The 24,580-nt window shown below is 70.4% G+C and carries 30 protein-coding genes; 13 read left to right on the top strand and 17 right to left on the bottom strand.

What is annotated here, in order from left to right; translation table 11 throughout:
• Window positions 1-42: 42 nt before the first annotated feature.
• Together BR39_RS0112435 and BR39_RS25325 are read right to left on the bottom strand one after the other, a co-directional pair.
• Window positions 43-2,166, bottom strand: coding sequence for a GAF domain-containing protein (locus BR39_RS0112435; protein WP_029912057.1), 2,124 nt, complete (start codon window positions 2,164-2,166; stop codon window positions 43-45).
• Window positions 2,163-2,711: a biliverdin-producing heme oxygenase gene (locus tag BR39_RS25325; RefSeq protein WP_051695570.1), complete on the bottom strand. Its 549-nt coding sequence runs from the start codon at window positions 2,709-2,711 to the stop codon at window positions 2,163-2,165. The genes BR39_RS0112435 and BR39_RS25325 overlap by 4 nt, the downstream gene beginning before the upstream one ends.
• 157 nt (window positions 2,712-2,868) lie before the next feature.
• Here BR39_RS25325 and BR39_RS0112445 point away from each other — a divergent pair, with 157 nt between their 5' ends.
• Entirely contained in the window at window positions 2,869-3,228 is a 360-nt protein-coding gene (locus tag BR39_RS0112445) for a phage holin family protein (RefSeq protein ID WP_029912061.1), read from the top strand.
• On the opposite strand, the gene BR39_RS0112450 is transcribed toward BR39_RS0112445, so the two are convergent.
• The 8 genes from BR39_RS0112450 to lgt all read right to left on the bottom strand — a co-directional run bounded on the left by BR39_RS0112450 (window position 3,229) and on the right by lgt (window position 10,646).
• The gene (locus BR39_RS0112450) at window positions 3,229-3,966 is read right to left on the bottom strand and encodes a tetratricopeptide repeat protein (protein WP_029912063.1); all 738 of its coding nucleotides are present in this window, start codon (window positions 3,964-3,966) and stop codon (window positions 3,229-3,231) included.
• 77 nt (window positions 3,967-4,043) lie between these two features.
• Window positions 4,044-4,664 (bottom strand): aminoacyl-tRNA hydrolase, encoded by a 621-nt coding sequence (pth, locus tag BR39_RS0112455; RefSeq protein WP_029912065.1) that lies wholly within the window; start codon window positions 4,662-4,664, stop codon window positions 4,044-4,046.
• 97 nt (window positions 4,665-4,761) lie between these two features.
• Window positions 4,762-5,364, bottom strand: coding sequence for a 50S ribosomal protein L25/general stress protein Ctc (locus tag BR39_RS0112460; RefSeq protein WP_029912067.1), 603 nt, complete (start codon window positions 5,362-5,364; stop codon window positions 4,762-4,764).
• Between the two features lie 168 nt (window positions 5,365-5,532).
• Window positions 5,533-6,636 (bottom strand): hypothetical protein, encoded by a 1,104-nt coding sequence (locus BR39_RS0112465; RefSeq protein WP_029912068.1) that lies wholly within the window; start codon window positions 6,634-6,636, stop codon window positions 5,533-5,535.
• A 171-nt stretch (window positions 6,637-6,807) separates the two neighbouring features.
• Window positions 6,808-7,746 carry a ribose-phosphate pyrophosphokinase gene (locus BR39_RS0112470; RefSeq protein WP_029912072.1) on the bottom strand — a complete coding sequence of 313 codons (939 nt, stop codon included), beginning with the start codon at window positions 7,744-7,746 and terminating at the stop codon, window positions 6,808-6,810.
• A gap of 101 nt (window positions 7,747-7,847) precedes the next feature.
• Complete coding sequence (gene pgeF, locus BR39_RS0112475) at window positions 7,848-8,633, bottom strand: peptidoglycan editing factor PgeF (RefSeq protein WP_029912075.1); 786 nt, start codon at window positions 8,631-8,633, stop codon at window positions 7,848-7,850.
• Entirely contained in the window at window positions 8,633-9,751 is a 1,119-nt protein-coding gene (locus tag BR39_RS0112480; RefSeq protein WP_029912076.1) for a class I SAM-dependent methyltransferase, read from the bottom strand. Before BR39_RS0112480 ends, pgeF begins: the two co-directional genes overlap by 1 nt.
• A complete protein-coding gene (gene lgt, locus BR39_RS0112485) occupies window positions 9,738-10,646 on the bottom strand; it encodes a prolipoprotein diacylglyceryl transferase (RefSeq protein WP_029912084.1) in 909 nt (302 codons plus the stop codon). Before lgt ends, BR39_RS0112480 begins: the two co-directional genes overlap by 14 nt.
• A gap of 128 nt (window positions 10,647-10,774) precedes the next feature.
• Here lgt and BR39_RS0112490 point away from each other — a divergent pair, with 128 nt between their 5' ends.
• From BR39_RS0112490 to BR39_RS0112505, 4 genes are all read left to right on the top strand, one after another.
• The gene (locus BR39_RS0112490) at window positions 10,775-11,041 is read left to right on the top strand and encodes an accessory factor UbiK family protein (RefSeq protein ID WP_029912087.1); all 267 of its coding nucleotides are present in this window, start codon (window positions 10,775-10,777) and stop codon (window positions 11,039-11,041) included.
• A 126-nt stretch (window positions 11,042-11,167) separates the two neighbouring features.
• The gene (locus tag BR39_RS0112495; RefSeq protein ID WP_029912089.1) at window positions 11,168-11,674 is read left to right on the top strand and encodes a YbjN domain-containing protein; all 507 of its coding nucleotides are present in this window, start codon (window positions 11,168-11,170) and stop codon (window positions 11,672-11,674) included.
• Window positions 11,675-11,813: 139 nt separating this feature from the next.
• A complete protein-coding gene (gene proC, locus BR39_RS0112500) occupies window positions 11,814-12,599 on the top strand; it encodes a pyrroline-5-carboxylate reductase (protein ID WP_029912092.1) in 786 nt (261 codons plus the stop codon).
• Between the two features lie 62 nt (window positions 12,600-12,661).
• Entirely contained in the window at window positions 12,662-13,204 is a 543-nt protein-coding gene (locus tag BR39_RS0112505) for a hypothetical protein (protein ID WP_029912094.1), read from the top strand.
• Between the two features lie 233 nt (window positions 13,205-13,437).
• Here BR39_RS0112505 and BR39_RS0112510 read toward each other — a convergent pair whose 3' ends face one another.
• On the bottom strand, window positions 13,438-14,778 hold the full coding sequence (locus BR39_RS0112510) for a hypothetical protein (protein ID WP_029912097.1): 1,341 nt from the start codon (window positions 14,776-14,778) through the stop codon (window positions 13,438-13,440).
• 118 nt (window positions 14,779-14,896) lie between these two features.
• Between BR39_RS0112510 and BR39_RS0112515 the strand changes: the two genes are divergently transcribed.
• Window positions 14,897-15,976 (top strand): MBL fold metallo-hydrolase, encoded by a 1,080-nt coding sequence (locus BR39_RS0112515; RefSeq protein WP_029912099.1) that lies wholly within the window; start codon window positions 14,897-14,899, stop codon window positions 15,974-15,976.
• On the opposite strand, the gene BR39_RS0112520 is transcribed toward BR39_RS0112515, so the two are convergent.
• The 4 genes from BR39_RS0112520 to BR39_RS0112535 all read right to left on the bottom strand — a co-directional run bounded on the left by BR39_RS0112520 (window position 15,973) and on the right by BR39_RS0112535 (window position 17,957).
• Window positions 15,973-16,203, bottom strand: coding sequence for a hypothetical protein (locus tag BR39_RS0112520; protein WP_156035748.1), 231 nt, complete (start codon window positions 16,201-16,203; stop codon window positions 15,973-15,975). The genes BR39_RS0112515 and BR39_RS0112520 overlap by 4 nt on opposite strands.
• A gap of 2 nt (window positions 16,204-16,205) precedes the next feature.
• On the bottom strand, window positions 16,206-16,973 hold the full coding sequence (locus BR39_RS0112525; protein ID WP_029912104.1) for a DUF899 domain-containing protein: 768 nt from the start codon (window positions 16,971-16,973) through the stop codon (window positions 16,206-16,208).
• 73 nt (window positions 16,974-17,046) lie between these two features.
• Window positions 17,047-17,580: an SRPBCC family protein gene (locus BR39_RS0112530; RefSeq protein WP_029912106.1), complete on the bottom strand. Its 534-nt coding sequence runs from the start codon at window positions 17,578-17,580 to the stop codon at window positions 17,047-17,049.
• 11 nt (window positions 17,581-17,591) lie between these two features.
• A complete protein-coding gene (locus BR39_RS0112535) occupies window positions 17,592-17,957 on the bottom strand; it encodes a helix-turn-helix transcriptional regulator (protein WP_029912109.1) in 366 nt (121 codons plus the stop codon).
• Window positions 17,958-18,069: 112 nt separating this feature from the next.
• Here BR39_RS0112535 and BR39_RS0112540 point away from each other — a divergent pair, with 112 nt between their 5' ends.
• From BR39_RS0112540 to BR39_RS0112565, 6 genes are read left to right on the top strand one after another with little or no spacing between them, the layout of a single operon-like run.
• Window positions 18,070-18,513: a MarR family winged helix-turn-helix transcriptional regulator gene (locus BR39_RS0112540; protein ID WP_029912111.1), complete on the top strand. Its 444-nt coding sequence runs from the start codon at window positions 18,070-18,072 to the stop codon at window positions 18,511-18,513.
• Entirely contained in the window at window positions 18,510-19,280 is a 771-nt protein-coding gene (locus BR39_RS0112545) for an enoyl-CoA hydratase (RefSeq protein ID WP_029912114.1), read from the top strand. Before BR39_RS0112540 ends, BR39_RS0112545 begins: the two co-directional genes overlap by 4 nt.
• A gap of 1 nt (window position 19,281) precedes the next feature.
• On the top strand, window positions 19,282-19,695 hold the full coding sequence (locus BR39_RS0112550) for a DUF3995 domain-containing protein (protein WP_029912116.1): 414 nt from the start codon (window positions 19,282-19,284) through the stop codon (window positions 19,693-19,695).
• Between the two features lie 51 nt (window positions 19,696-19,746).
• Window positions 19,747-20,712, top strand: a complete 966-nt coding sequence (locus tag BR39_RS0112555) for an SDR family NAD(P)-dependent oxidoreductase (protein WP_029912119.1) — start codon at window positions 19,747-19,749, stop codon at window positions 20,710-20,712.
• Entirely contained in the window at window positions 20,712-21,230 is a 519-nt protein-coding gene (locus tag BR39_RS0112560; RefSeq protein ID WP_029912121.1) for a hypothetical protein, read from the top strand. The genes BR39_RS0112555 and BR39_RS0112560 overlap by 1 nt, the downstream gene beginning before the upstream one ends.
• Window positions 21,227-22,099, top strand: a complete 873-nt coding sequence (locus tag BR39_RS0112565; protein WP_029912125.1) for an NAD(P)-dependent oxidoreductase — start codon at window positions 21,227-21,229, stop codon at window positions 22,097-22,099. Before BR39_RS0112560 ends, BR39_RS0112565 begins: the two co-directional genes overlap by 4 nt.
• Before the next feature lie 149 nt (window positions 22,100-22,248).
• Here BR39_RS0112565 and BR39_RS0112570 read toward each other — a convergent pair whose 3' ends face one another.
• Entirely contained in the window at window positions 22,249-22,584 is a 336-nt protein-coding gene (locus tag BR39_RS0112570) for a TfoX/Sxy family protein (protein ID WP_029912128.1), read from the bottom strand.
• Here BR39_RS0112570 and BR39_RS0112575 point away from each other — a divergent pair, their 5' ends adjacent.
• Entirely contained in the window at window positions 22,585-23,064 is a 480-nt protein-coding gene (locus BR39_RS0112575) for a GNAT family N-acetyltransferase (protein ID WP_029912131.1), read from the top strand. It abuts the gene before it with no gap.
• A 55-nt stretch (window positions 23,065-23,119) separates the two neighbouring features.
• Here the strand turns inward: BR39_RS0112575 and BR39_RS0112580 are convergent, their stop codons facing one another.
• The gene (locus tag BR39_RS0112580; protein WP_029912135.1) at window positions 23,120-24,406 is read right to left on the bottom strand and encodes an MFS transporter; all 1,287 of its coding nucleotides are present in this window, start codon (window positions 24,404-24,406) and stop codon (window positions 23,120-23,122) included.
• Window positions 24,407-24,580: the final 174 nt, after the last annotated feature.

A 24,580-nucleotide genomic window follows, 5' to 3' on the forward strand; every position in this document is an offset into this window, starting at 1 on the left:
CGCGCGACGCGACGTCACCCTAAAAGCCCGCGGAGAAAGTCCTCAAAAACGACCCACTGACAGCTCGGCCCGCACGCCCGGGGCGTTGTCGTGGTAGGTCAGCACCCCGCCCATCTGGCGCACCAGGGCGTCCATCATCTTGCTGCCGAAGCCCACGCGCGGGCCCTGCTTGCCGCCGCCCTGGTCGGCCACGGTCAGCAGCAGGCGGTCGCCGTCCTCGACCAGGCCGATGTCCATCCGGCCCGGCTGGCCGCGATAGGCGTACTTCACCGCGTTGATGAACAGCTCGGTGACCACCAGGCCGATGATCACCGCCTTGTCGGTGGGCACGGTCACCGGCGCGGCGTCTACCCGCAGCTGGCGGGACCAGGCCTCGTCCAGCGTGCCGACCATCTCCTCGGCCAGTTCGGTCAGGTAGCGGTCCAGGGCCACGGTCTCCAGCTGGTCGCCGCGATAGAGCCGCCGGTGGACCAGGCCCACGGCGGTCAGGCGGCGGCTGGCCTCCTCCAGCGGGCCGCGCGCCACCGGATCGTCGATGCTCTTCATCTGGATGGTCAGGAAGCTGGCGGCCAGGGCCAGGCTGTTCTGCACCCGGTGGTTCACCTCGCGCAGCAGGAAGTCCTTCTGGCGCAGCAGCTCGTCCTTGTCCTGCAGCGTGGCGCGCAGATGGGCGTTCAGCTCGGCGCTGCGACGGGCGCGGCGCAGGTCGATCAGGTCGTCGCGCAGGCGCAGGGCCGCGCCGGTCTGGCCGGCGGTCCACGGACGCGAGCGGCCGCGCACGGTCTGGGTCCAGGCGTCGAACGAGGCGCGCGGGGTCAGGACCCCGTCCGGCGTCGTCGCCTTCACCGGCTCGCCCGCCCAGCGCACGGTCTCGACGTGTTCGGCCCGGGTCCACAGGATCGCCAGCAGCGGCGAGCGCTCGACCACCACGCCCATCAGGCCCGAGGCCAGGGCGCGGAACGCGACGGCGTCGGGGATGTCGGTCGACGCCTGGTCGGTGGCGGCGGCCCCGTCGCCCGCCGTCTCCAGCAGCCAGTCGCGCAGCATCGCCAGGGCCAGGTGCGGTGGCAGCTTGCCCGCCACCTCAATGCGGTCGCCGCGGAACACGGCCACGCCGTCGGCGTCGGCCAAGCGCTGCAGGTCGCGCAGATGCTCCTCCAGCGCCATGTCGCCGTTGTCGGCGCGCGCCAGGGCGTCGATCACGTCGTCGCCCAGCGACCGCAGCCGCAGGCGCTCGCGATAGGTCTCGGCCTCCTCCTTGGCCTTGATCTGGCGGGCCAGGCCGCCGGCCAGGGCGCGGCAGGCGGCGCGGATGTCGTAGGGCAGCAGGCGCGGCGTCTCGTGGTGGCAGGCCACCAGCCCCCACAGCCGCCCGTCCTTGACGATCGACACCGAGGCCGAAGCCGTGACGCCCATGTTGCGCAGGTACTGCAGGTGCACCGGCGAGACGCTGCGCAGGGCGCAGTCGCTCATGTCGAGATCGGTCTGGAGTGGCGGCAGCAGGGGCGCGGGAACGTAGGTCGCGTCGGGGATGGCCCGCACCAGATTGCGCACGTACAGGGCCCGCGCCTGCTTGGGGATGTCGCTGGCCGGGAAGCGGTGGTTGAGGAACGCCTGGACGTGGGCCGCGCGGCTTTCGGCCACCACCTCGCCGGCGTCGTCCTCGCCGAAGCGGTAGATCATCACCCGATCGTAGCCGGTCAGGCGCCGGAACTCGGTCGCGGCGCGGTCGTACAGGGTCTTCAGGCCGGGGCAGCGCTCGAAGGCGGCGGCCGCCGCCTCCAGTTGGGCCAGGATCTGGGCGCCGGTCAGGGCCTGGTCCAGGCCCGGCTCGATCTCGACCAGCACCTTGTCGGCCTGGAAAGTGGCGCTGACGTCGAAGGCCCGCCCGGCGACCCGCAGGGCGCCGACGAAGCCGCCGCTTCCCGAGGCGGTCACGGCGGCGATGCGCTGAGCGAGGGTGTCGCCCAGCACGGCGCCGGCGGCGACGCCGATCCAGGTCTCCGCCCCCAGCAACCCGGCCACGTCGCCGGCCGCGTGGCGGATCTCCAGGCTGTCGCGGTCCAGCACCAGCAGGACGCCGTGCGGCTGGACGGCGCCGGGGATGTGGATCGGCTCGCGATCGCAGGAGGCGATCTGCTCGGGGGTGGGGCCGGAAGCACTCATGCCGGAACTCCGCACATCCAGGCTTCCATCTGGACGAAGGCCGAGCGCGCGCCGCGGGCGGCCGCGGCCTTGTCGCCGGCGCGCTCGAGCACGGCGCAGAACGCCTTCCACCGCGCCCCGGTCGCCTCGCCGTAGCCCTGGAAGAAGCTCAGCCCCTCAGGCGACAGTCCCCGCACGCGCAGCTGCTTGTCGATGACCCGCCCGCCCAGGGTCGAGCCTTCCAGCACGTAGAGGAAGCCCAGGGCCTCGGCGCGGTCGGTCGGCAGGGCCAGCGGGGCGTCGGTCGAGGCGACGGCCCGCAAGGTCGCCGCGTCGCGCTCCAGGGCAGGCACCTTGCGGCGGGCGTCGAACTCCAGGTCCGGCTCGTCGCCCAGCAGCCGCGCCAGGGCGGCCTCGGCGGGGCGGTAGAAGGCCAGGAACCGGCCCACCATGTCGCGGCGACGCAGGGGATCGGCGACGCGGGTGAACACGTCCAGCCGGGCCTCCAGGCCGTCGTGCAGGTCGCGGGTCGTGGCGCGCAGGTGGTCGAGGATCGGCGTTGTCATCAGGCGAAAAGCGTTCCCGTGGCCAAGGCCGAAGACCGCACCTTAGTCATCAATCAGGCTGCGCATCGTCGGATAGTCGACGCAAGCCATTCGGCGGACTTGCCGGGATGGGGCCGGCGCCCATCTAATGGTCGCGCTTGACGCCAAGGAGGCTTCCGTGACGCGCTTCATCATCCGTGCCCTGATCGCCGCCCTCGGCCTGTGGCTGGCGTCCGAGATCGTGCCGGGCATCGCCGTGCCGGGCGGCTGGACCAGCCTGGCGGTCGCCGCGGTGCTGTTGGGCGTGGTCAACGCCATCGTCCGGCCGGTGGTCTTCGTGCTGACCCTGCCGATCACCGTCGTGACGCTGGGCCTGTTCCTGCTGGTGGTGAACGCCGCGATGCTGGGCCTGGTCGGCTGGATGCTGAAGGGCTTCGTGGTCGACGGCCTGTGGGCCGGGATCTTCGGCTCGCTGGTGGTCGGCGTCGTCAGCTGGCTGGGTCACATGCTGATCGGCGACGGGCGCGCACGCGAGTAGTCACCCCACCGCGTTGGCCGCCAGGTCGCGCCAGCCGCGGGCTTCCTTGCGGAAGTGCGAGTGGGTCTTGGCCAGGCGCTTGTCGATCTCGGCCAGGGCCTCGCGGGCCTCTTCCTTGCGTCCGGTCTGGGCCAGGAACACCGCGTAGCGCGCCATGCCCTCGAAGCCCGGCAGGTGGGCCGCCGCCCAGCGCAGAGCGGTGTCGGCCTCGGTCTGACGGCCCAGGGCGTGGTAGGCGCGGCCCATGGCCAGGGCGACGTTCGGCGTGCGGGCGGCGGGCGACTGGGCGCTCAGTCCCTCCAGCAGCGGCAGGGCCTCGGCCGCGCGGTCCAGTTCGATCAGGGCGACGGCGCGACCCAGCAGCAGCTGCGGGTCGTCGGCGTACATGCCCTGGAGCGCCTCGGCGTACATCCGCTCGGCCTCGGCGTGCTTGCCCAGCCCCGAGGCGGCCGCGGCCAGGCGGGCGCGATTGGCCACGGTGGGGGCGTCGTCGACGGCCTGGGTGGCGGCCCGGTATTCGCGCTGGGGATCGAGGATGTCGCGCGCGGCCTGGCCGACCCGGCGCGCCTTGGCCCCGCCCAGGAACTCGGGCGCGATGATCGCCAGCAGATAGACCAGCCCGCCCAGCGGCTGGAACGCCAGGATGATCCACAGCCAGTACATCTGCTGATGGGTGCGCACCACGTGGACGCACAGGGCGATCGAGAAGATCAGCGACAGGCCGATGGCGGGAAACATCTTGCGGCTCCAAGCCCTGCCTTGGGTCTTTGTCCCCTGGGCGAGCGAACGTCAATCTTTGGCCTGGCCGGCCCCTTCTAGTCGGCCTGGCGCGCGGCTTTTTTGGGATCGGCCTTGGGCGCGGGGGCCAGACGCAGCACCTCGGCCTGATAGCGCTCGTCGTCGCCGGCGGCCGCGAAGGGCAGAGCGTCGGCCAGGGCGTCCAGCATCGGGTCCAGCCACTGGTGGTCGACCTTGTGGAAGTCGCCCAGGACGTAGTGCATCACCGCGTCCTTGTGGCCGGGATGGCCCACGCCGATCCGGCCGCGACGGAAGCCGTCGCCGATCTGGCTGGTGGTCGAGCGGATGCCGTTATTGCCCGCCGCCCCGCCGCCGGCCTTCATCCGGAAGCGGCCGGGGGCCATGTCGATCTCGTCGTGGAAGACGATCACGTCGGCCGGCTTGAGCTTGAAGAACTTCATGGCCTCGCCCACGGCGCGGCCGCTTTCGTTGTAGTAGGTCTTGGGCTTGAGCAGCAGCAGCTTGACCGGGCCGTTCGGGGTGTCGACCTGGCCCTCGCAGGCCAGCCCCTGGAAGCGCGCGCGCCACGGCGCCGTGCCCCATTTGCGGGCCAGGGCGTCGACCGCCATGAAGCCGACGTTGTGGCGGTTCTTCTCGTATTTCGGCTCGGGATTGCCGAGGCCGGCGAGGATCAGCATCGCGTAAGACCCAAGGATGGACGCCTGAACGAAAAACGGGCGGGCCGTGAAGCCCGCCCGTCTCGAATACCGGATCGGAAAGCCCGATCGAAGGGGCTTAGCCCTCGGCGGTGGTGGTGTCGCCTTCGCTCGATTGCGAAGCGGCCGAGGCCTTCAGGTTGGCGATCACGAAGTCGCGGTCCATGGCCGGGCGCACGCCTTCCGGCAGCTTCACTTCCGAGATGCGGATCACGTCGCCGATGTCGTGCGAGGCCAGGTCGATGACCAGCTCTTCGGGGATCTTGTCGGCCGGGCAGGCCAGCTCGACGGTGTGACGGATGACTTCCAGCGTGCCGCCCTTCTTCAGGCCGACCGAGATGTCGTGGTTCTTGAAGTGCACCGGCACTTCGATCTTGATCAGCTGGTGCTCGTCGACGCGGTACAGGTCGAAGTGCATCGGCTCGTCGGTGACGGGGTGGAACTGCACGGCCTTGGCGATGACCGATTGCTTCTCGTCACCGTGTTGCAGGGTCACCAGGTGGCCCAGCAGCTTGCCGGTGTAGAGCGCCTTGCGGAATTCGTTGCCCTTCACGGCGATGTTCACCGGGGCCTTGTTGCCGCCGTACAGCACGCCGGGGACCTTGCCCTGGCGGCGGGTTTCGCGCGAACCGCCGGTGCCGGCGCGGTCGCGAAGTTCGACGTTGAGAATGATCTCGGCCATGTCTTGTCTCTCTGGAGAGCCCCGTGCTCTCGAAATGCGAAACCGCCGCACAAGACTGGATTGTCTCGCCCGGTCGGCGTTTTTGGGTCGCGCTCTATACACAGAACGGCCGCCCGATGCAACGGGCGGCCGTTCGAAGTGCGACGAAAGAGCAGGCTGTAGAGCCGCTTAGCTCTTCTTTTTGGTCGCGGCGCCCTTCTTGGCCGGGACCTTCTTCTTGACCGCCGGCTCGGGCTTGGGCGGGGGCGGCGGCTCGTAGGGCATCTCGGCGCCGCTCGCCTTGATCACGCAGGCGCCGGTGTCGATCATGACGTGCTGACCCAGGCAGAAGACGTCCTCGTAGTGCGGCTTGGCCACGGCCAGGCACTGGTAGAGGTTCAGCTTGCCCATGTTCAGGCACATGGCGCTGGCCGGCTCGGCCATGACGGCGTCGATCAGGGCCAGCTTGTCGTCGCCGGCCGCGCCGAGGGCGGCCAGGGCGGCCACGGCCAGGCCGCGGATCACCAGCGGCTTGTAGGGCGGCGGGGCGGAGCGCGGACCGGCGGCGGCCGGAGCGGCGGGCGCGTCCACCACCGGGATGGCCGGCGGGGCGGAGGCCGACGACAGGCCGCTCAGCGAGGCTTCGCGCAGGGCGGCCACGTCGGCGCTGTCGGCCAGGGCGGGCGTCGCCGACATGGTCTTGGCGTAGGCCAGGCGGCCGTCGCGGTCCAGGACCGGCAGGGTCGACCACTTCGAGCGCTGGACGTCGTAGGCCGCCTGCTTCACGGCCTTGCCGGCCGCGTAGAGCCTCAGGCCGTCGCCGCCCAGGGTGTCGATGATCCGGCCGGCGGCGGTGTCGCTGCCCTTGAAGCCGACGGCGTAAGCCGGGTCGGCGATGATCTGGTTGATGACCTGCTGGCGCTGGGTCGGGTCGGCGGCGAAGCTGCGCACCGAGGCCACGAAGGTCGGGTCCTGCAGGGCCAGAACGGCGGCGTAGGCCGTGGCGCCCGACAGGAACTGCTTGGGCTCGTAGGCGACGCCGACCTTCAGCGAGGCCTGGATCTGGTCGCCGTTGTCGAAGTGGGCGCCGATCGCGCCGGCGCGCTGCATGTAGCCGCGGAAGGCGCTGGCCTTCTCGACGATGCTTGAGGACAGGGTGATCGGCGGCGGGGCGGGCGGGGCGGCGACGACCGGAGGCGGCGGGGGCGGCGGCGTCTCGCAGCTGGCCAGCAAGGTGGCGGCGACCACGGCGATGGCCGTCAGCGCGGCGCGCGTACGCGTGGTGGAAAGCATTCCGAGAACATCCCCAATGACATAGAGCGCCCGCCATAACACTGGCGCGCGGGCGAGATTGTGACAGTCAGCCCGTTAACCCTCTGTTGACAAGCGTCGCCGTCGAAAAGGCGTGTGAAGCCGTGACGGTTCCCGCATGAGGCGTCTTTTGGACGCGTCTCCGGGGGCGCCCTAGTCGAACAGCTTGGAGACCGATTCCTCGTTGGCGATCCGGCGGATGGCCTCGCCGATCAGCGGGGCGCACGAGACGTAGCGGATCTTCTTGCAGGCCTTGACGGTGTCCGAGGCCTCGATCGAGTCGGTGACCACCAGCTCGGTCAGCACCGAATTGGCCACGCGCTCGGCGGCCGCGCCCGACAGCACCCCGTGGGTGACATAGGCCGAGACCGACTTGGCGCCCTGGGCCATCAGGGCCGCGGCGGCGTTGCACAGGGTGCCGGCGGAATCGACGATGTCGTCGAACAGGATGCAGCGACGGTCCTTCACGTCGCCGATGATGTTCATGACCTCGCTCTCGCCCGGGGCCGAGCGACGCTTGTCGACGATGGCCAGGTCGGCGTCATCCAGGCGCTTGGCCAGGGCGCGGGCCCGCACCACCCCGCCGACGTCGGGCGAGACGACCATCAGGTCGGAACCCATCTTGTAGCGCTTGTGGATGTCGTCGGCGAGCAGGCGCGAGGGCAGCAGGTTGTCGGTCGGGATGTCGAAGAAGCCTTGGATCTGGCCGGCGTGCAGGTCCATGGTCAGGACGCGGTCGGCGCCCGAGCGGGTGATCAGGTTGGCCACCAGCTTGGCCGAGATCGGGGTGCGGCCGCCGGTCTTGCGGTCCTGGCGGGCGTAGCCGAAGTAGGGCAGCACGGCCGTGATCCGCTTGCCCGACGCGCGCTTCAGCGCGTCGATGCAGATCAGCAGCTCCATCAGGTTGTCGTTGGCCGGATAGCTGGTCGACTGGATGACGAAGACGTCCTCGCCGCGGACGTTCTCGTCGATCGTGACGAACACCTCGAGATCGGCGAACCGGCGCACCTGGGCGCGGGTCAGCGGCATGTCGAGATACTCCGCGATGGACTGGGCCAGGGTGCGGTTCGAATTGCCGGACAGCAGCTTCATGGTTTTGTCTCGGGAAGGGGTGTCGCCGTTGCGGGGGCTTCTAGCAGCCTCGGGCGCGGGAACAACCCCGTGTTTCCACTGAGTGTCGTTATTCGACGTACTCACGCTTCCAACGCGATCGCCGAGAGAAGCCGTCCGTAGTCGGACTCCCCGGCCAGGAAGGCCCTGCGGTTCGAAAAGAACAGATCGGCCTCGGTCCGGGTGTCGCGGCCGACCCATTCGCTGCGGCCGACGCCCGCCGTGTCCAGACGATCCAGGACGAAGGCCGGCAGGTCGAACAGGCGCTTGTCGTTGGTCTGGCCGGGCGCGAAGAATCGGCCGGAGCCGGGGCTGTCGGCCTCGAAGCGGTGCAGGAACTCCAGGCCCACCTCGTAGGACTGGGGCCCGATGCAGGGGCCGACGGCGGCGACCATGCGCGCAGGCTGGGCGCCCAGGGCGACCATCTGGTCGACGGCCGACTGGACCACCCCGTCCAGGGCCCCGCGCCAGCCGGCGTGGGCGGAGGCGACCACGCGGGCGACCGGGTCGGCGATCAGCACCGGCGCGCAGTCGGCGTGCAGGGCCCCGCAGACCACGCCCGGGGTCTTGGTCACCACCGCGTCGCCCTCGGGCCGGGCGTCGCCCCACGAGCCGTCGGCGACGATGGCGATGGTCGAGTGGATCTGGAAGCAGGTGTTGAGGTCTTCGGGCGCGGCCCCGAACCAGGCGGCGGCCCGGGCGCGGTTCTCGGCCACGTCGGCCGGGTCGTCCTTGCTGCCGCGTCCGACGTTGAGGCTGGAATAGAGGCCGGTCGAGACCCCGCCCTGGCGGGTGAAGAAGGCGTGCCTGACCCCGGCGACGGCGGCCAGCAGCGGCGACTGGACGGTGGGCAGGTCTTCAGCGGTCATCACGCGTCCTCGAAAAGCGGAGGAGAAAGGCCGGGCGCCGACAGGCAGACGACCTTGAACAGCTCGCCCATCTGCGCCGGTCCGGTCAGACGATCAAGTTGCCGGGCCAGCTTTTCGGCCTGGTCGGGGCGCGCGGCGGCCAGGGCCTGGTCGGGGCGCGCGGCGGCCAGGGCCTGGGCGCGGGCCTCGATCCCCAGGCCTTGCAGGAACGCGCCCTGGGTCAGGATGGGTCCCGTTCCGGCTCCGGCCTCGCGGGCGGCGGCCAGCACGGCGGGGAAGTCGGCCCAGACGGTCAGGTCGGCCTGGCCCGGCTCGGCCAGGGGCGGGACCTTCGCGTGGCTTTTGAGGGCCTGGAGCGTGTCGCCCCCGCCCGGCGCGTCGCGGCCGTAGTCGATCAGCAGGGCCGCCCCGCCGTCGCGGGCGACGCGGTGGCCGATCTCCGAGCCCAGGGCGGCCTGGGCGGGCGAGGATTCGACGACCGTTCCAGGAGGCAGGTCCTCTTCCCGAGGGGGTGACGCCGCTCGACGATCGGCGGAAGGGTTGAGGGCGCGAAGGCCGAACGCCAGCTCGCCCTTGTCGTCCAGCCCCACCATCCGTTCGGCCCAGCCGGTCTCGGTCCGCACGAACTGGTGGGCGGGCAGGCAGTCCAGCACCTCGTTGGCGACCAGCAGCAGCGGCGCGCCGGCCGGCACGGCCTCCAGGCGATCGGCCCAGCGGGGCGTCAGGGGCGCGTCGGCCAGCCGGTCGGCCTGGGCCTGGCGCAGGGGCGGCGACACCTCGACCAGCCACAGGTCGGCGGCGGCCAGGAAGTCGGGCAGCAGGCGGGCGGCGCGCAGGATGTCGGAGATCAGGGTCCCGTCGCCGGGGCCCATCTCGACCAGCCGCACCGGCGAGGGCCGGCCCATGCGGGTCCAGGTCTCCAGCAGCCACAGGCCGATCAGCTCACCGAACATCTGGCTGACGCCCGGCGCGGTCAGGAAGTCGCCGCCCTCGCCCAGCGCCGGGCGGTTGGCGTAGTAGCCGTCGCGCGGGTCGTGCAGGCAGCGGGTGAAGTACTCGGCGACGCTGATCGGGCCGTCCTGGGCGATCTGGGCCCGCAGGCGGTCAAGCAGGCTCATGGGTTTCCGCGACGGGAGCGGGAACAGGTTCACGCAGCGCGCGCAGCAGCAGCCAGACGCCGACCAGCAGCATCGGGATCGACAGGATCATCCCCATGGTCAGGCCGAACGGGAACGCGGGCATGCCGTGATCGGGATTGCGCACGTTCTCGAGCGCGGCGCGGAACAGGCCGTAGCAGATCAGGAAGGTGGCCACGAGCGCGCCCCGGCGCTGCAGCCACTTCAGCCGGTAGGCGGCGAAGTTGAGGATCAGGAACAGCACCACGCCCTCCAGCGCCGCCTCGTACAGCTGGCTGGGGTGGCGGGGCTCGGGACCGGCGGGGCAGCGGCCGTCGTTGGCGGCGCGGATCGTGTCGTTGCAGAAGATCATGCCGAACGGGTGGTCGGTGACCCGGCCCCACAGCTCGCCGTTGATGAAGTTGGCGCAGCGGCCGAAGAACAGGCCGATCGGCACGACCGGCGCGACCAGGTCGCCCAGCTTCAGCATGTCGATCTTCTGCTGGCGGGCGAACAGGGCGATCGCGGCGCAGACGCCCAGGAAGCCGCCGTGGAAGGACATGCCGCCCTCCCAGATCTTGAAGACGGTCAGCGGGTTTTCGGCCAGGCCGCCGCGCTGGGTGTCGTTCAGCATCATGTAGAAGAGCACGTAGCCGATCCGGCCGCCCAGGATGATGCCCAGGGTGATCCACAGCACCAGGTCGTCGATCTGCACCGAGGTGGCGGTCGGCTTCTGGCCGCCCCACAGATTGCCGTCGCGGACCAGCCGGATCGCGTACTGCCAGCCCAGCAGGATGCCGGCGACATAGGCCAGGGCGTACCAGCGCAGGGCCAGCGGGCCCCATTGCAGGGCCCAGGGGCCGATGTGGACGATGGGGTCGATGTCGGGGAAGATCACGCCGCGAGCGCTCCGGACGGACAGATGGTCGCAGGCATAGCCTGTTCCCGGTTCGCTTTCATCCCTCGTTTCCCATATAAGAGCTGGCCCCTGATTTGGGGGCAGCCGCGCCGGGCCCTGGAATCTAGATGCACAGCCAAAACCCCTTCCTCGACGAATTCGCCAAGCTGACCCAGGCCGCCATGGGCATCGCCCAGACCGCCGGCGAGGAAGCCAAGACCGCGATGCGGGCCCAGGCCGACCGCCTGGCCGCCGAGTTCGACCTGATCCGGCGCGACGATTTCGAGGCCCTGAAGGCGGAAGTGGCCGCCCTGCGCGCCGAAATCGCCGAGCTCAAAGCCGCAAAGGCGTCGGCCAAGGCTCCCGCCAAGAAGACCGGTAACGCGGCCGAATAGGCGAGTTTCGTTCCCGTTCGACGTGAAGGCGGTTGTGACGCCGCCCGCGAAGCAGATTAGACTCCCTCGAGTGGGTGATTTGGACGGGCCCAACGGCCTGTCCCTCCCCGGGGGCCAAAGGTTCTTATGGACACCCAACCGGAAGAAGACGACGTCCTGCTGGCGATGGACCCCCTCGAGGTCGTCGAGCACGTGCTCGCGGCCGAGAACCTGACGTTCGACCGCACCGAGGACGGCGACCTGGCCTTCGCCCTGACCGGCGACTGGAAGGACTACGAGCTGTGGTTCGCTTGGCGGCCCGAGGCCGACTGCCTGCAACTGTGCCTGTCGCTGGACCTGCGCGCGTCCAAGACCAAACGCCCCGCCGCCTACGAACTGTTGTCGATGATCAACCAGCGCGTCTGGCTGGGCCACTTCGAGGTCTGGACCGACGACGGCGAGGTGGTCTTCCGCCACGCCCTGGCCCTGCCGGCCGGCGAACGCCCGACCATGGCCCAGGCCGCCTCGATGATCGACGCCGCCGTGGAAGCCGCCGACCGCTTCTACCCCGCCTTCGACTTCCTGCTGCACGGCGCCAAGACCCCGGACGAGGCCATGGCCGCCTGCATGTTCGAAACGGTGGGCCAGGCCTGAAGCCGGGGACATGCCCTTGCGGCGTGTCCCCACCCGACGCATCGATCCGGAATGGGGACACGCCCGAGGGCATGTCCCCGGCTCGCTCCCCGAGGCGTGACCTGCTAGGCAGGCGGCGTCCAGTTCAGCGGAGCCGCCCATGACCACCCCCATCCTCCTCCTCGGCGCCGGACGCATGGGCGGGGCCCTGATCGAGGGCTGGAGCAAGGCGGGCGCCTTCGCCGCCGCCGACCTGATCGTCCGCGACCCGAACGTCGACGCCGCCGCCTTCCAGGGCGCCCTGGTCAATCCTCCGCTGGAAGCCCTCTCCGCCGCCAAGACCGTCCTGCTGGCCGTCAAGCCGCAGATCTGGCGCGAGGCCGTGGCCGACGTGGTCCCGCACCTGGCCCCTGACGCGGTGATCGTCTCCATCGCCGCCGGGGTGCGCGCCGCCGACATCTCCGCCGCGTTCGGCGGTCGGGCCGTGGCCCGGGTGATGCCGACCATCGCCGTCGCCATCGGCCTGGGCACGGCCAGCATCTTCGCCGATGCCGCCGAGGCCCGCGCCCGCGCGCACGCCCTGCTGGACCCGGTGGCCACCACGGTCGATCTCGACGACGAAGCCCTGATGCACGCCGCCACCGCCGTGTCCGGTTCGGCCCCGGCTTATCTCTACGCCTTCATCGAGGCGCTGGAGGCGGCGGGCGTTGGCCAGGGCCTGGACCCGGCCGCCTCGGCCCAGTTGGCGCGGGCCACCATCGTCGGCGCCGCGGCCCTGCTGGGCCAGGGCGGCGAGGAGCCGGCCGAACTGCGCAAGCAGGTCACCTCGCCGGGCGGCACCACGGCCGCGGCCCTGGGCGTGCTGATGGGCGAGGGCGGTTTCGGCGACCTGCTGCCCCGCGCGCTGGACGCGGCGGTGAAGCGGTCGGTGGAACTGGGCGGCTAGAGCCCTCTCCCCCTGGGAGAGGGTCCTTGCTTCGCGCCCGCCGACCCGCCATTTCAGCAACCATGACCGCCGCCGAAGACATCCTCGATCGCGCCGCCGCCGCGGCCCTGTCCCTGGCCGCCGACCGGCCGTGGACGCAGATCAGCCTGCGCGACATCGCCCTGAAGGCCGAGGTCCCGTTCGCCGAGCTCTACGCCCGGGCCGACGGCAAGGGCGCGGTGCTGAACCACCTGGCCGCCCGCTTCGACCGCGCCGCCCTGGCCACGGTCACGGCCGAGGACGCCTCGACCCATGACCGGCTGTTCGACGCCGCCATGGCCCGGCTCGAGGCCATGGAGCCGCACCGGGCCGCCCTGATCGCCATCAGCCGCTCGGAAAGCGTGGTGGTCTCGGCCCTGCGCTTCCCCCGGACCGCCCGGGCGATCCTGGAAGCCGCCGGCGTCGACGCCACCCCGGCCCGGCTGACCGCGATGTCGGCGGTGTGGGGCCGCACCCTGCAGGTCTGGCGCGACGACGAAGGCGCCCTGAACCGCACCATGGCCGAGCTCGACAAGCGCCTGAAGCAGATGGCCCAGAGCCTGGAGAAGGTCGGGGCGGGTATCTAAGCCGCAATCGGTTCGGGCGTCTCCGCGCCACCTCACTGTTGTCATCCCGGAAAGCGCGTAGCGCTTGTCCGGGACCCAGGTGAACCGCACCGCCTTCGCCCAGTCCCCTGGGTCCCGGACAGCCCCCGCGGGGCTTCCGGGATGACAACGGGTTTTGGCCCTTGGCTTGATCAAAGAAAAAGCCCGCCGGGATCGCTCCCGGCGGGCTGCTTTCGTTCAGGCTGTGCGCCCGATCAGCTCTTGGTCTTGTTGGTCGGCAGCTTGCAGCCGCCGCCGACGCCCTTGGCCTGCACGCAGGACAGGACTTCCTTGGCGTGCGGCGCGGTGGTGTTCAGCGGGTAGGCCATCACCCAGCCCGGCAGGCCGTCCGAGCAGGCCACTTCGACGTAGCCGTCGGTGGCGGTCTGGCCGATGACGCGGGCGCCCGAAACGGTGCAGCTGCCCTTGCCCAGGCCCTTCAGGTCGGCCGTCAGGCGCGGGAAGGCCTCGTCCGGCTTGGTGAAGCTGCAGCGGTAGCCGTTCATTTCCGAGGTGATGCAGTCGTAGACGGTGTTGCTGGTGGCGGTGAAGATGCCGATGCCGCCGTCGGGACGGTTGGAGCACTTCAGTTCGACGATCTCCTTGCGGGGATCGGGGCTGGGCAGCATGCCGTACTTCTCGACCTTGCAGTCGAAGCCGGCCTTGGTGGACAGCTTGGTGTAGAGGCCGGCCTGCTCGGTCTGGGCGGCCACGGCGTCGCTCAGGGTGCAGCCGCCGCCGACGAAGCTGGCCTGGGCGCAGTCGATGGCGCGGACGAAGGCGCCGGTGGTGGCGGCCTGCTGGTAGACGTAGCCCTTGCCGTCCTGACAGACGACTTCGAAGTAGTTGTCGGTCTTGGTGCTGAGGACGTAGCGCTTGTCCTTGATGGCGCAGTTCTTGCCGGCCGAGCCGTTCAGGGTGTCGACGACGGCCAGCTGGGTGGCCCGGTCGGTCAGCTTGCAGCTGACGTTGCCGCCTTCCTCGTACAGCAGGCAGCTGTTGACCGTGACGTCCTGGTCGACGTTCACCGGCGAGGCGGTCTGGACGATGTAGCCGGCGCCGCCCTTACAGGCGACTTCGAAATAGGCGTTCTTGGCGCCGGCGCCGATGGCGCGGGCGTTCTGGATGTCGCAGCTGGTGCCGGCCTTGGCCAGGTACGGAACCAGGCCGGCCTTCGGGTCGGCGTTGCCGGGCAGCAGGCAGGCCAGGGCGCTGGGCTTGCCGTCGGCGCCCGCCGCGGCGGTTTCCAGGCAGCTGTAGGTCTGCGGCGCCGCGTCCTTCTTGGCCAGGATCGCGAAGCCCAGGCCCTGCTGGCAGGCGACTTCGTAGTAGTCGGTGGCCGTCTTCTTGTCGCTGCCGATCAGGCGGGCGTCGGTGACGGTGCACGACACGCCGGCGGCCTTGACCAGATCGGGGGTGGCCTTCATGCCGGCCTCGCGGGCCTTGGCGTCGACGGCGGCCGGCTTTTCCTTTTCCTTGGCCGCCGAAATCACGGTGGCGGGGATAAGCGCGGCGAGCGCGAGGGCGGCCGTCAAGCCGATCGCGATGGGCCTCATGGGGGACGTCTCCTGGGGTAAATTCCTCGCGGCGGACTTAAGGCCCGCTTGCATCAAGGGTCAAGATGTCGTCCGACGGGGGCGCAATCATGACGATCGCTGTGACTGGAGGACGCAGATGCGAGACGGGATCGAGGAAGACGCGTCCGAAACGCCCGAACCGCGCAAGCCGCGGCTGGTCTATCCGTTCGAAGCGGCGCCGGAGACGGGATCGGGCCAGGCGGTGGAGGTCGCGCCGGGGGTGCTGTGGCTGCGCCAGCCGCTGGGCGGCTCGCTGGGCTTCATCAATGTCTGGGCCATCCGCGACGGCGAGGGCTGGGCGGTGGTCGACACCGGCCTGCAGACCAAGGAGACCTCGCAGGCCTGGCGGGCGGCCTTCGCGGGCGCCCTGGGCGGCCTGCCCGTCACCCGGGTGATCGTCACCCACCTGCATCCCGACCATGTGGGCCTGGCCGGCTGGATCGCCCGCAAGTTCGACGTCCGCCTGTGGATGACCCGGCTGGAATACTTCCAATGCCGGATGCTGGTGGCCGACACCGGCCGCGAGGCGCCCGAGGACGGGGTGCGGTTCTTCCACGCCGCCGGCTGGGACGACGAGGCGATCGACAACTACAAGGCGCGGTTCGGCGGGTTCGGCAAGGCGATCTACCAGATGCCCGACAGCTATCGCCGCCTGACCGACGGCGAGACTTTCCGGATCGGCGACCACGACTGGCGGGTGGTGACCGGCCAGGGCCACTCGCCCGACCACGCCTGCCTGTGGTGTCCCGAGCTGGAGGTGCTGATCTCCGGCGACCAGGTGCTGCCGCGCATCTCGTCCAACGTCTCGGTGCATCCGACCGAGCCGGACGCCGATCCCCTGACCGACTGGATCACCTCGCTGGCCAAGGTGAAGGCGGCCGTGCCCGACTCGGTGCTGGTGCTGCCGGCCCACAACGATCCGTTCCGGGGCCTGCACGCCCGCATCGACGGCCTGATCTCGGGGCACGAACGGGCCCTGACGCGCCTGGCCGGCAAGCTGTCCGAGCCCAAGCGGGTGGTCGACGTGTTCGGGGCGCTGTTCGCGCGGCCGATCGGTCCCGACATCCTGGGCATGGCCACCGGCGAGGCCCTGGCCCACCTCAACTGCCTGATCGGGCGGGGCCTGGCCGCGCGCGAGAAGGACGCCGACGCGGTGAACTGGTACCGCTCCGCCTAAGCCGTCGCGCGCCGCCGGGCCGCCAGGCGCAGCCACGGCGCGGCGTGGAAGACGGCCATCAGGGCGTACATCGCCGCCATGCCGTCGAAGGGCGGCCGGACGGCGCACAGCCCGCCCATCGATCCGCCCGTCAGGCCGGTCACCAGCATCATGACGGCGAAAGTCGGCGTGGCCGCCAGGCTCAGCCAGCCCGACGCGGCCAGCGCCTTCGAGGGAGGCGCATCCACGGTCACTCGGCCGCCCTCGGATACTCGTCGTGGCGGCGGAACCAGAGGTCCTGTTCGTTACGGCCCTTGGGCGCGCGGTCCAGCCACTGGTACATGCCCCACAGGCCGTCCACGCCCCGCGTGTAGGTCGAGTAGGCGTGATAGACGACGCCGTCCTCCAGCACGAAGGTGCTGAGGCCGGGCCGGTCCAGCGCGTAGGTGGCGGCATTGGTGCCGCACATGGCCGCGAACTGCACGACCGGCTCCGGGGCCGGCTTGATGTCCAGCGCGTGGCCGGCGATCTCGTAGTTGTAGTCCACGGTCCCGGTGCGCTGCTGGGCCTCGGAGAACGAGACGTTGAAGTCGAAATTGAAGTCGCTGCCCTGGGACGACGCCCACGGGAACGACCAGCCCATCCGCCGCTGGTAGGCGTGCAGCTTGGCCAGGGGGGCGCGCGACACCGCCGTCAGGGTGACGTCGTGATTGGCCAGGTGCACGACCGAGGCGTCGAAGCCGTCGGCGATGGCCGAGCAGGACGGGCATCCGGCCTCGTAGTCCGGGCCGAACATGAAGTGGTAGACCATCAGCTGCGAGCGGCCCTCGAACAGGTCCGCCAGCGAGGCGGGGCCGTTCTCGGTCTCGAACCGGTAGGGCTTGTCGACCCGCACCCAGGGCAGGGTCTGGCGTTGCCGGGCCAGTTCGTCGCTGCGGCGGGTCAGCGCCTTTTCCTCGGCGAGCAGGGCGAGTCGGGCCTTCAGCCATTCGGCGCGCGAAACGACGGGATGGGTCATGGGGAACCTGTCTGGATTTCGGGGAAAGCCTGCGGCTCCGCCGGCCGGACCGGCGGAGCGTGGTCGGTGCGCCTCAGGCGGGCAGGCGGGTTTCGTATTCGGCCTTGAGCCGCTTCCAGCCGTCCCAGAACGACGCCGTCTGCGGCTTGCCGCTGAGCCGAGTGGCCAGGACGTCGAGGTGGGCGTGCCAGCCGGCGCTGACGTTGAGCAGGGTGGTGCGGTCCGGCGCGCGACGGTGGACGATCGTCAGCAGCACCTTGTCACCGGCGGGCTCGAGCTCGAACGACACCTCGCCCTGGTTCCAGGCGATGACCAGCTTGCGGCCCGGGACGAAGTCGAGGATGCGGCTTTCCAGGCTGTGCTCGGCGCTGAAGCCCTCGGGGAGCTGGCCGGGCGGATCGCTCAGCTCGTTGTTGCGCCAGGTGAAGGTGAACGGCGCGCCGGCCTTCATCTCCATCGCGCCCGAGGCCAGCCACTGGCGGCGCAGCTCGCTCTCGGTGAGATAGGCCCAGACGCGGTCGATCGGGCCCGGCAGCAGGCGCTGGATCTTCAGGGTCAGGGGCTCGATCACTTCGCCATAGGCGTCCAGCGTGGCGGCTTCGCTCATTGGTCGTTTCCTTATTTAGCGGGCGGGGTCTTGCGGGCGTCGTCCTCTCGGAGGAGCCGGTCGAGCACGTCGAGGCGGCTGGTCCAGAAGTGTTCGTAGAAGCTCAGCCACTCTTGGGCCGTGGCCAGCGGGCCGGGCTCCAGGCGGCACAGGTGGGTGCGGCCGCGGACCTCGCGCTGGATCAGGCCGGCGCTCTCCAGCGCCTTGATGTGCTTGGAGGCGGCGGCCAGCGAGATCGAGAACGGCTCGGCCAGCTGGCCCACCGTCCGCTCGCCGCCCGCCAGCTCGCGCAGCATCCGGCGCCGGGTGGCGTCGCCGAGGGCGTGGAAGACGGCGTCCAGTTGCGGGGCCGAAAGGGCGGTGTTTAATTCAACCATGTGGTTGAATGTGTGGCGTGGCCGCGAAAGAGTCAACCGATCGGTTGAATGATTTTCCACATCGGCCAAAACAATCGTTTGATATTTCGTGCGCGAACTATAATCTCGCGCCATGACCACGCCGCCCGACCGTCGCCTCGTCTTCCTGCTCAATGTCGCGCACCGACGGGTGCAGCGCTATGTCGAGGCCAAGATGGCCGCCAAGGGCGGGCTGACCGCCGCCCAGTCCGGGGCCCTGTTCGTGCTGGGCCAGAAGGACGGCGCCCTGATCGGCGAAGCGGCCGAAGCCTTGGACCTGGCGCCCTCGGCCATGACCGGCCTGGTCGACCGCATGGTCCGCGCCGAGCTGGTCGAGCGCCGGCCCGACCCCAAGGACGGCCGCGCTTTCCGCCTGCACCTGACCACCCACGGCGAGGCCGCCCGCGAGGAGGCCAAGGCCGGGGTCGAAGGCCTGAACGCCCATCTCACCGAAGGCTTCACGGACGACGAGATCGCCGTGGTGTCGCGCTGGCTGACCAGCCTGCAAACGAAGTTCCCCAAAGGAGACCCCTCATGACCGACCACGTTCAGGTCGTCGTCGACGCCGGCGTGATGACCATCACCCTGGCCCGTCCGGACAAGAAGAACGCCCTCAGCAACGCTATGTACGGCGTGCTGGCCGACAGCCTGGAGCGGGCCGAGAGCGATCCGGCCGTGCGGGTGGTGGTGTTCCAGGCCGACGGCGACAGCTTCAGTTCGGGCAACGACCTGCAGGACTTCGCCGCCCAGGCCACCGGCGCCTTCACCGGCGAGCGCCACGTGATGCGGTTCCTGAAGAACCTGGCCAAGGCCACGCGGCCGCTGGTCGCCGCCGTCCAGGGCCAGGCCGTGGGCGTGGGCACGACCATGCTGCTGCACTGCGACCTGGTGTTCACCAGCCCGGACGCCAAGCTGACCGTGCCGTTCGTCAACCTGGCCCTGGTGCCGGAGGCCGCTTCCAGCCTGCTGCTGCCGGCCCGCATCGGCCACGCCCGCGCCTACGCCATGTTCGCCCTGGGCGAGGCGGTCAGCGGCGAGACGGCGGCCGCCTGGGGCATCGCCAACGCCTGCGTGCCGCTGGACGATCTGCGCGCCAAGGCCCGCGCCGCCGCCGACCAGCTGGCCAAGCGTCCGCTGGGCGCCCTGACCGCGACCAAGACCCTGATGCGCGACGCCGAGACCATCGCGGCCCTGATGGACAGGGAAGGCGAGCTGTTCGGCCAGCGCCTGCAGACCGCCGAGGCGCGGGAAGCCTTCATGGCCTTCGCCGAGCGCCGGGCGCCCGACTTCAGCAAGGTCGGCTGAGATGGCCCTTGCGGTGGTCCTGGCGGCGGCGCTGTTCGCCCTGTCGGGGATTCACCTCTACTGGGGGCTGGGCGGCCGCTGGCCGGGCCATGACGAGACGTCTATGGTCGAGCACGTCGTGGGCCGGACGCGCGGCATGCGCGCGCCGGGCCTGCCGGCCTCCGCCGCCGTGGCCCTGGCCCTGGCGGCGGGCGGGGCCCTGGTGCTGGCGAGCCTGACGCGGACGCCCTGGGACCCGCTCTTCCAAGTCATGCGCTGGGTTCTCTTCGCGGTATTCGCCGGACGCGGTCTGGCGACCTACGCTCCGCCGGTCTTCCGCTACGCCGAGGGCACGCCGTTCGCGACGCTCAACCGGCGCGCCTACGGCCCGCTGTGCCTGGCGATCGCCTTGGGGATTTTGGTCTTGCAGCTGTAGCGCCACTCACGACGACAGAGTCACAACGAGAACATCCAGGGAGCAGACATCGTGGCCGATCGCATCAAGTCGCCCTTCGGGGCCTATACCGACGCCCGCGACGTGGTCGCCGGCCAGGACCTGACCGGCGTGGTCGCCATCGTCACCGGCGGGGCCACCGGCATTGGGATCGAGACCGCCCGCGCCCTGGCCGAGGCCGGGGCCGAGGTGGCGATCGCCGTCCGCAAGCCCGACCTGGCCGAGGCCGCCGTCGCCGACATCGCCAAGACGGCGAAGGGCAAGGTGTCGTGGTCGATGCTGGACCTCTCCAGCTTCAAGTCGATCCGCGCCTTCGCCGAGCGCTGGGGCGACCGGCCGCTGAACCTCCTGATCAACAACGCCGGCGTCATGGCCTGTCCGCTCGCCTATACCGAGGACGGTCTGGAGATGCAGATCGGCACCAACCACTTCGGCCACTTCCTGCTGTCGGTGCTGCTGGCCCCGAACCTGGTGGCGGGGGCCAAGTCGGGGTGGACCTCGCGGCTGGTGTCGCTGTCGTCGATCGGTCACCGCCGCGCGCCGGTGAACTTCGACGACCCGAACTTCCGCGACCGCCCCTACGACAAGTGGGAGGCCTACGGCCAGGCCAAGACCGCCAACGCCCTGTTCGCCGCGGGCTTCGACAGGCGGTTCAAGGACCAGGGCGTGCGCGCCTTCGCCGTGATGCCGGGCGGCATCATGACCCCGCTGCAGCGCCACCTGCCGATCGAGGAGCAGAAGGCGATGGGCTGGATCGACGACGACGGCAAGGTGCGCGACGGCTTCAAGACGCCCCAGCAGGGGGCCTCGACCAGCGTCTGGGCCGCCGTCGGCGCCGAGCTGGACGAGGCGGGCGGCCTCTATCTGGAGGACCTGGCCCAGGCCGTTCCCTGGAGCCCGGAGCATCCGTGGAGCGGCGTCATGCCCTACGCCCTGGACCCCGAGGCGGCCGACCGCCTCTGGGCCCTGTCGGTCGAGATCACGGGCGCGGGGGCCTGATGCGGCGGCAGACGATCTGGCGGCTGGCCGGCGTGGCCGCCGTCCTGGGGGGACTGATCGACCTGCTGGGGCCGTTGGCCTATCCGCACCTGACCGATCCCGCGCGGCTGTCGACCTATGTGTTGATCGACCTCCTGCTGCTGTTCGGCATGCTGGGCGTGCAGTCGGTGGCGGGCCGGCTGATGGGATGGCCGGGCCTGGTTGGGTTCGTGATCGCGGTGGGCGGCGTCCTGCTGGTGCGCACCTCCGCGGCCGGGATCTGGGGCGCGGCGTCCTACACCGTGGCCTCGGCGGTCTGGTCGATCGGCATGGTCGTGGTCGGGACGACCCTGCTGGCCCGCAAGGGGCCGTTCCGCGCCGCCTCGGCCCTGTGGATCGCCGCCTTCGTCATCGGCCTTGCCGGGCTGGCCCTGAAGGATCAGGGTCTGGCCCACCGCCTGGCCGGCTGGTGCTTCGCCCTGGGCTTCATCGCCGCCGGCGTCATCCTGGCCAGAACCGCATCGAGAGCAGAAGCATGACCAGCCAAGACAAGTCCCTTGGGGGCAAGACCCTTTTCATCACCGGCGCCTCTCGGGGCATCGGCCTGGCCATCGCCCTGCGGGCCGCTCGCGACGGGGCCAACATCGTCATCGCCGCCAAGACCGCCGAGGCGCATCCCAAGCTGCCGGGCACCATCTACACCGCCGCCGCCGACATCGAGGCGGCCGGCGGCAAGGCCCTGCCGCTGGTGGTCGACGTGCGCGAGGAGGCCAGCGTCCAGGCGGCCGTCGACAAGGCGGTCGAGACCTTCGGCGGCATCGACATCTGCGTGAACAACGCCTCGGCGATCTCGCTCACGGGCACGCTGTCGACCGACATGAAGCGCTACGACCTGATGCACCAGATCAACGGGCGCGGCACGTTCCTGACCTCGAAGATCTGCCTGCCGCACCTGAGGAAGGCGGCCAACCCGCACATCCTGGCCCTGTCGCCGCCGCTGGACATCAAGCCCCGCTGGTTCGCGCCGCACGTCGCCTATTCGATGGCCAAGTACAACATGAGCCTGTGCATGCTGGGCATGGCCGAGGAGTTCCGCGCCGACGGCGTGGCCTGCAACGCCCTGTGGCCGCGCACCGCCATCGCAACCGCCGCCATCCAGTTCGCCCTGACCGGCGAGGAGGGGCTCAAGCACTGCCGCACGGTCGAGATCATGGCCGACGCCGCCCACGCCATCTTCCTCAAGCCCTCGCGCGCGTTCACCGGCCAGTTCGTGATCGACGACACCTTCCTCTATGGCGAGGGCGTGCGCGACTTCGACCAGTACCGCGTCGATCCGACCGCCACCCTGATGCCGGACTTCTTCGTGCCCGAGGACAGCGTCCCGCCTCCTGGGGTGGTGATCGGGTAAACCAACCCACCTCCGCTCATCCCGGCGAATGCCGGGACCCATATCCAATAGCGGTGCGATGATTGGATGAGCGCCGCGCTCTTGGCGTCGGCCTCAAAGCCATTCCATCTGGGTCCCGGCATTCGCCGGGATGAGCGGATTCTTGGGTGCTATTTCCGGGGCCGGTCCTTGCGCGCCGCCGCCACGGTGATGGACTTGCGCGCCCAGTCGATCATCAGGTCCGGATCGTCCAGGGCCTCGGCCGGGGCGGTCCAGTAGGCCATGGGGCTCATGCCGAAGGGCGCGAACTGGGTGCTGCCGACTGCCTCGAAATCGGCGCGCAGGGTCTCGTCGCCCTTGAGGTACAGGGTGTCGTCGTCGATCAGGGCGAAGAACAGGCCTTGGGCGTAGAGCCCGACTCCGCCGAACATCTTGCGGAAGGTCAGCGGTCCCACCGGGGCCAGCTGTTCCAGCACGAAATCCAGATAGTCCGAAGAGACCGCCATATGCCCGTCACCATTCGCCCGGCCGTCCCGGGGGACAGCGCCCTGATCCTGCAGTTCATCCGCGACCTGGCCGAGTACGAGAAGCTGCTCGACGCGGTGGAGGCGACGCGGGACGACGTCACGGTGGCGCTGTTCGGCGAAAACCCCAAGGCCTTCTGCGACATCGCCGAGATCGACGGCGAACCGGTGGGCTTCGCCCTGTGGTTCTACAACTTCTCGACCTTCGTCGGCCGGCACGGGATCTATCTGGAGGACCTGTTCGTGCGGCCCGAGGCGCGCGGGTCGGGCGCGGGCAAGGCCCTGCTGGCCAATCTGGCGCGGCGCTGCCTGGACGAGAACCTGGGCCGGCTGGAATGGGCCGTGCTGGACTGGAACGCCCCGTCCATCGCCTTCTACGACAGCCTGGGCGCCGCGGCGATGGACGAGTGGATCGTGCGGCGGATGACCGGCGATGCGTTGCGGAAGTTGGCGGCGCTCTAGGCCCTTCCCTTCAACCGCTCATCCCGGCATTCGCCGGGATGAGCGGGTTTGGAAGCTACTCCAGCCGGTCCGCCTGCCGCAGCGCCGGGAACATCTTGGCCCAGGCTCCCGTGACGATCAGCGCCCCGACGCCGCCGAACACCGCCGCGCCGACCGGGCCCAGGAACCGGGCGGCGACGCCGCTCTCGAACTCGCCCAGCTCGTTGGAGGCGCTGATGAACAGGCCCGAGACGGCGGCGACGCGGCCGCGCATCGGGTCGGGCGTGACCAGCTGCACCAGGGTCTGGCGGATATAGACCGAGACCATGTCGGCCCCGCCCAGCACCGCCAGGGCGCCGACCGACAGCCAGGTCCATTTCGACAGGCCGAACACGATGGTCGCCGCGCCGAACACCGCCACGGCGCCGAACATCAAAAGGCCCGCGCGGCGGCGGATCTGGTGGCTGGCCAGGAAGATCGCCACCACGGTGGCGCCCACGGCTGGGGCGGCGCGCAGCACGCCGAAGCCCTCGGCCCCGACGTGCAGCACGTCACGGGCGAAGACCGGCAGCAGGGCCGTGGCCCCGCCCAGCAGCACGGCGAACAGGTCCAGCGAAATCGAGCCGAAGACGATCTTGTTGTCCCAGGTATAGGCCAGACCTTCCTTGATCAGGGTCCAGCGCGAGCCGGGCTGGACGACCGGCTTGGTCGACTGGCGGATGAAGATCAGGCACAGGCCGCCCAGCAGGAACAGGGCCGCCGAGGTCCCGAAGGCCGTGGCCGGCGAGATGGCGCACAGCAGGCCGCCCAGGGCCGGGCCGATGATCGAACCGCTCTGCCAGGACAACGAATTCCAGGCGATGGCGCGCGGCAGCAGGGCGCGCGGCACCAGCATCGGCCCCATGGCGCTGGACGCCGGCGACAGGAAGGCGCGGCCGGCGCCGAACAGCACGGCGATGGCGAAGATCGGCCACAGGGCCGTGTGTCCCGACCAGGCCAGGACGCCCAGGCCCAAGGCGCAGAGGATGTCGACGCCGATCGCGGCGGTCATGATCATCTTGCGGTCGTGCCGGTCGGCGGTCTCCCCCGCGGTCAGGGTCAGGAAGAACAGCGGGATGAACTGGGCCAGCCCCACCATGCCCAGGAGGAACGCGCCCTGGCCCTCGGTCCGGCCCAGTTCGCGGGCCAGGGTGTAGACCTGCCAGCCGATCGTCACGCCCTGGATCTGCACCGCCAGGGTCGCCACGAACCGCGCGGCCCAGAAGAACAGGAAGTCCCGCTGCTTGAGCAGGGCGCGCATGGAGGTGTCCGCCACTTCGAGAGCCGAAGGGACGGAGTCGGGGTCGGGGGGCACGTCAGTCATGGCGGCGGACCATGGTCCCGAGCGAGCGTCACCGCAATCGAGTTTGTTTGATGCGACAGTTGAATTCATTGACGTCAGGCGCACCAAGCCCTATTCCGCGCGCTCCAACGGAAGGAAAGCGCCGCCATGCGACGCCTGCGACGAACCTGCGCCGCGCGGACCGGAGTCCGCAAA

The organism is Caulobacter sp. UNC358MFTsu5.1, assembly GCF_000712075.1.
Taxonomy (GTDB): domain Bacteria; phylum Pseudomonadota; class Alphaproteobacteria; order Caulobacterales; family Caulobacteraceae; genus Caulobacter.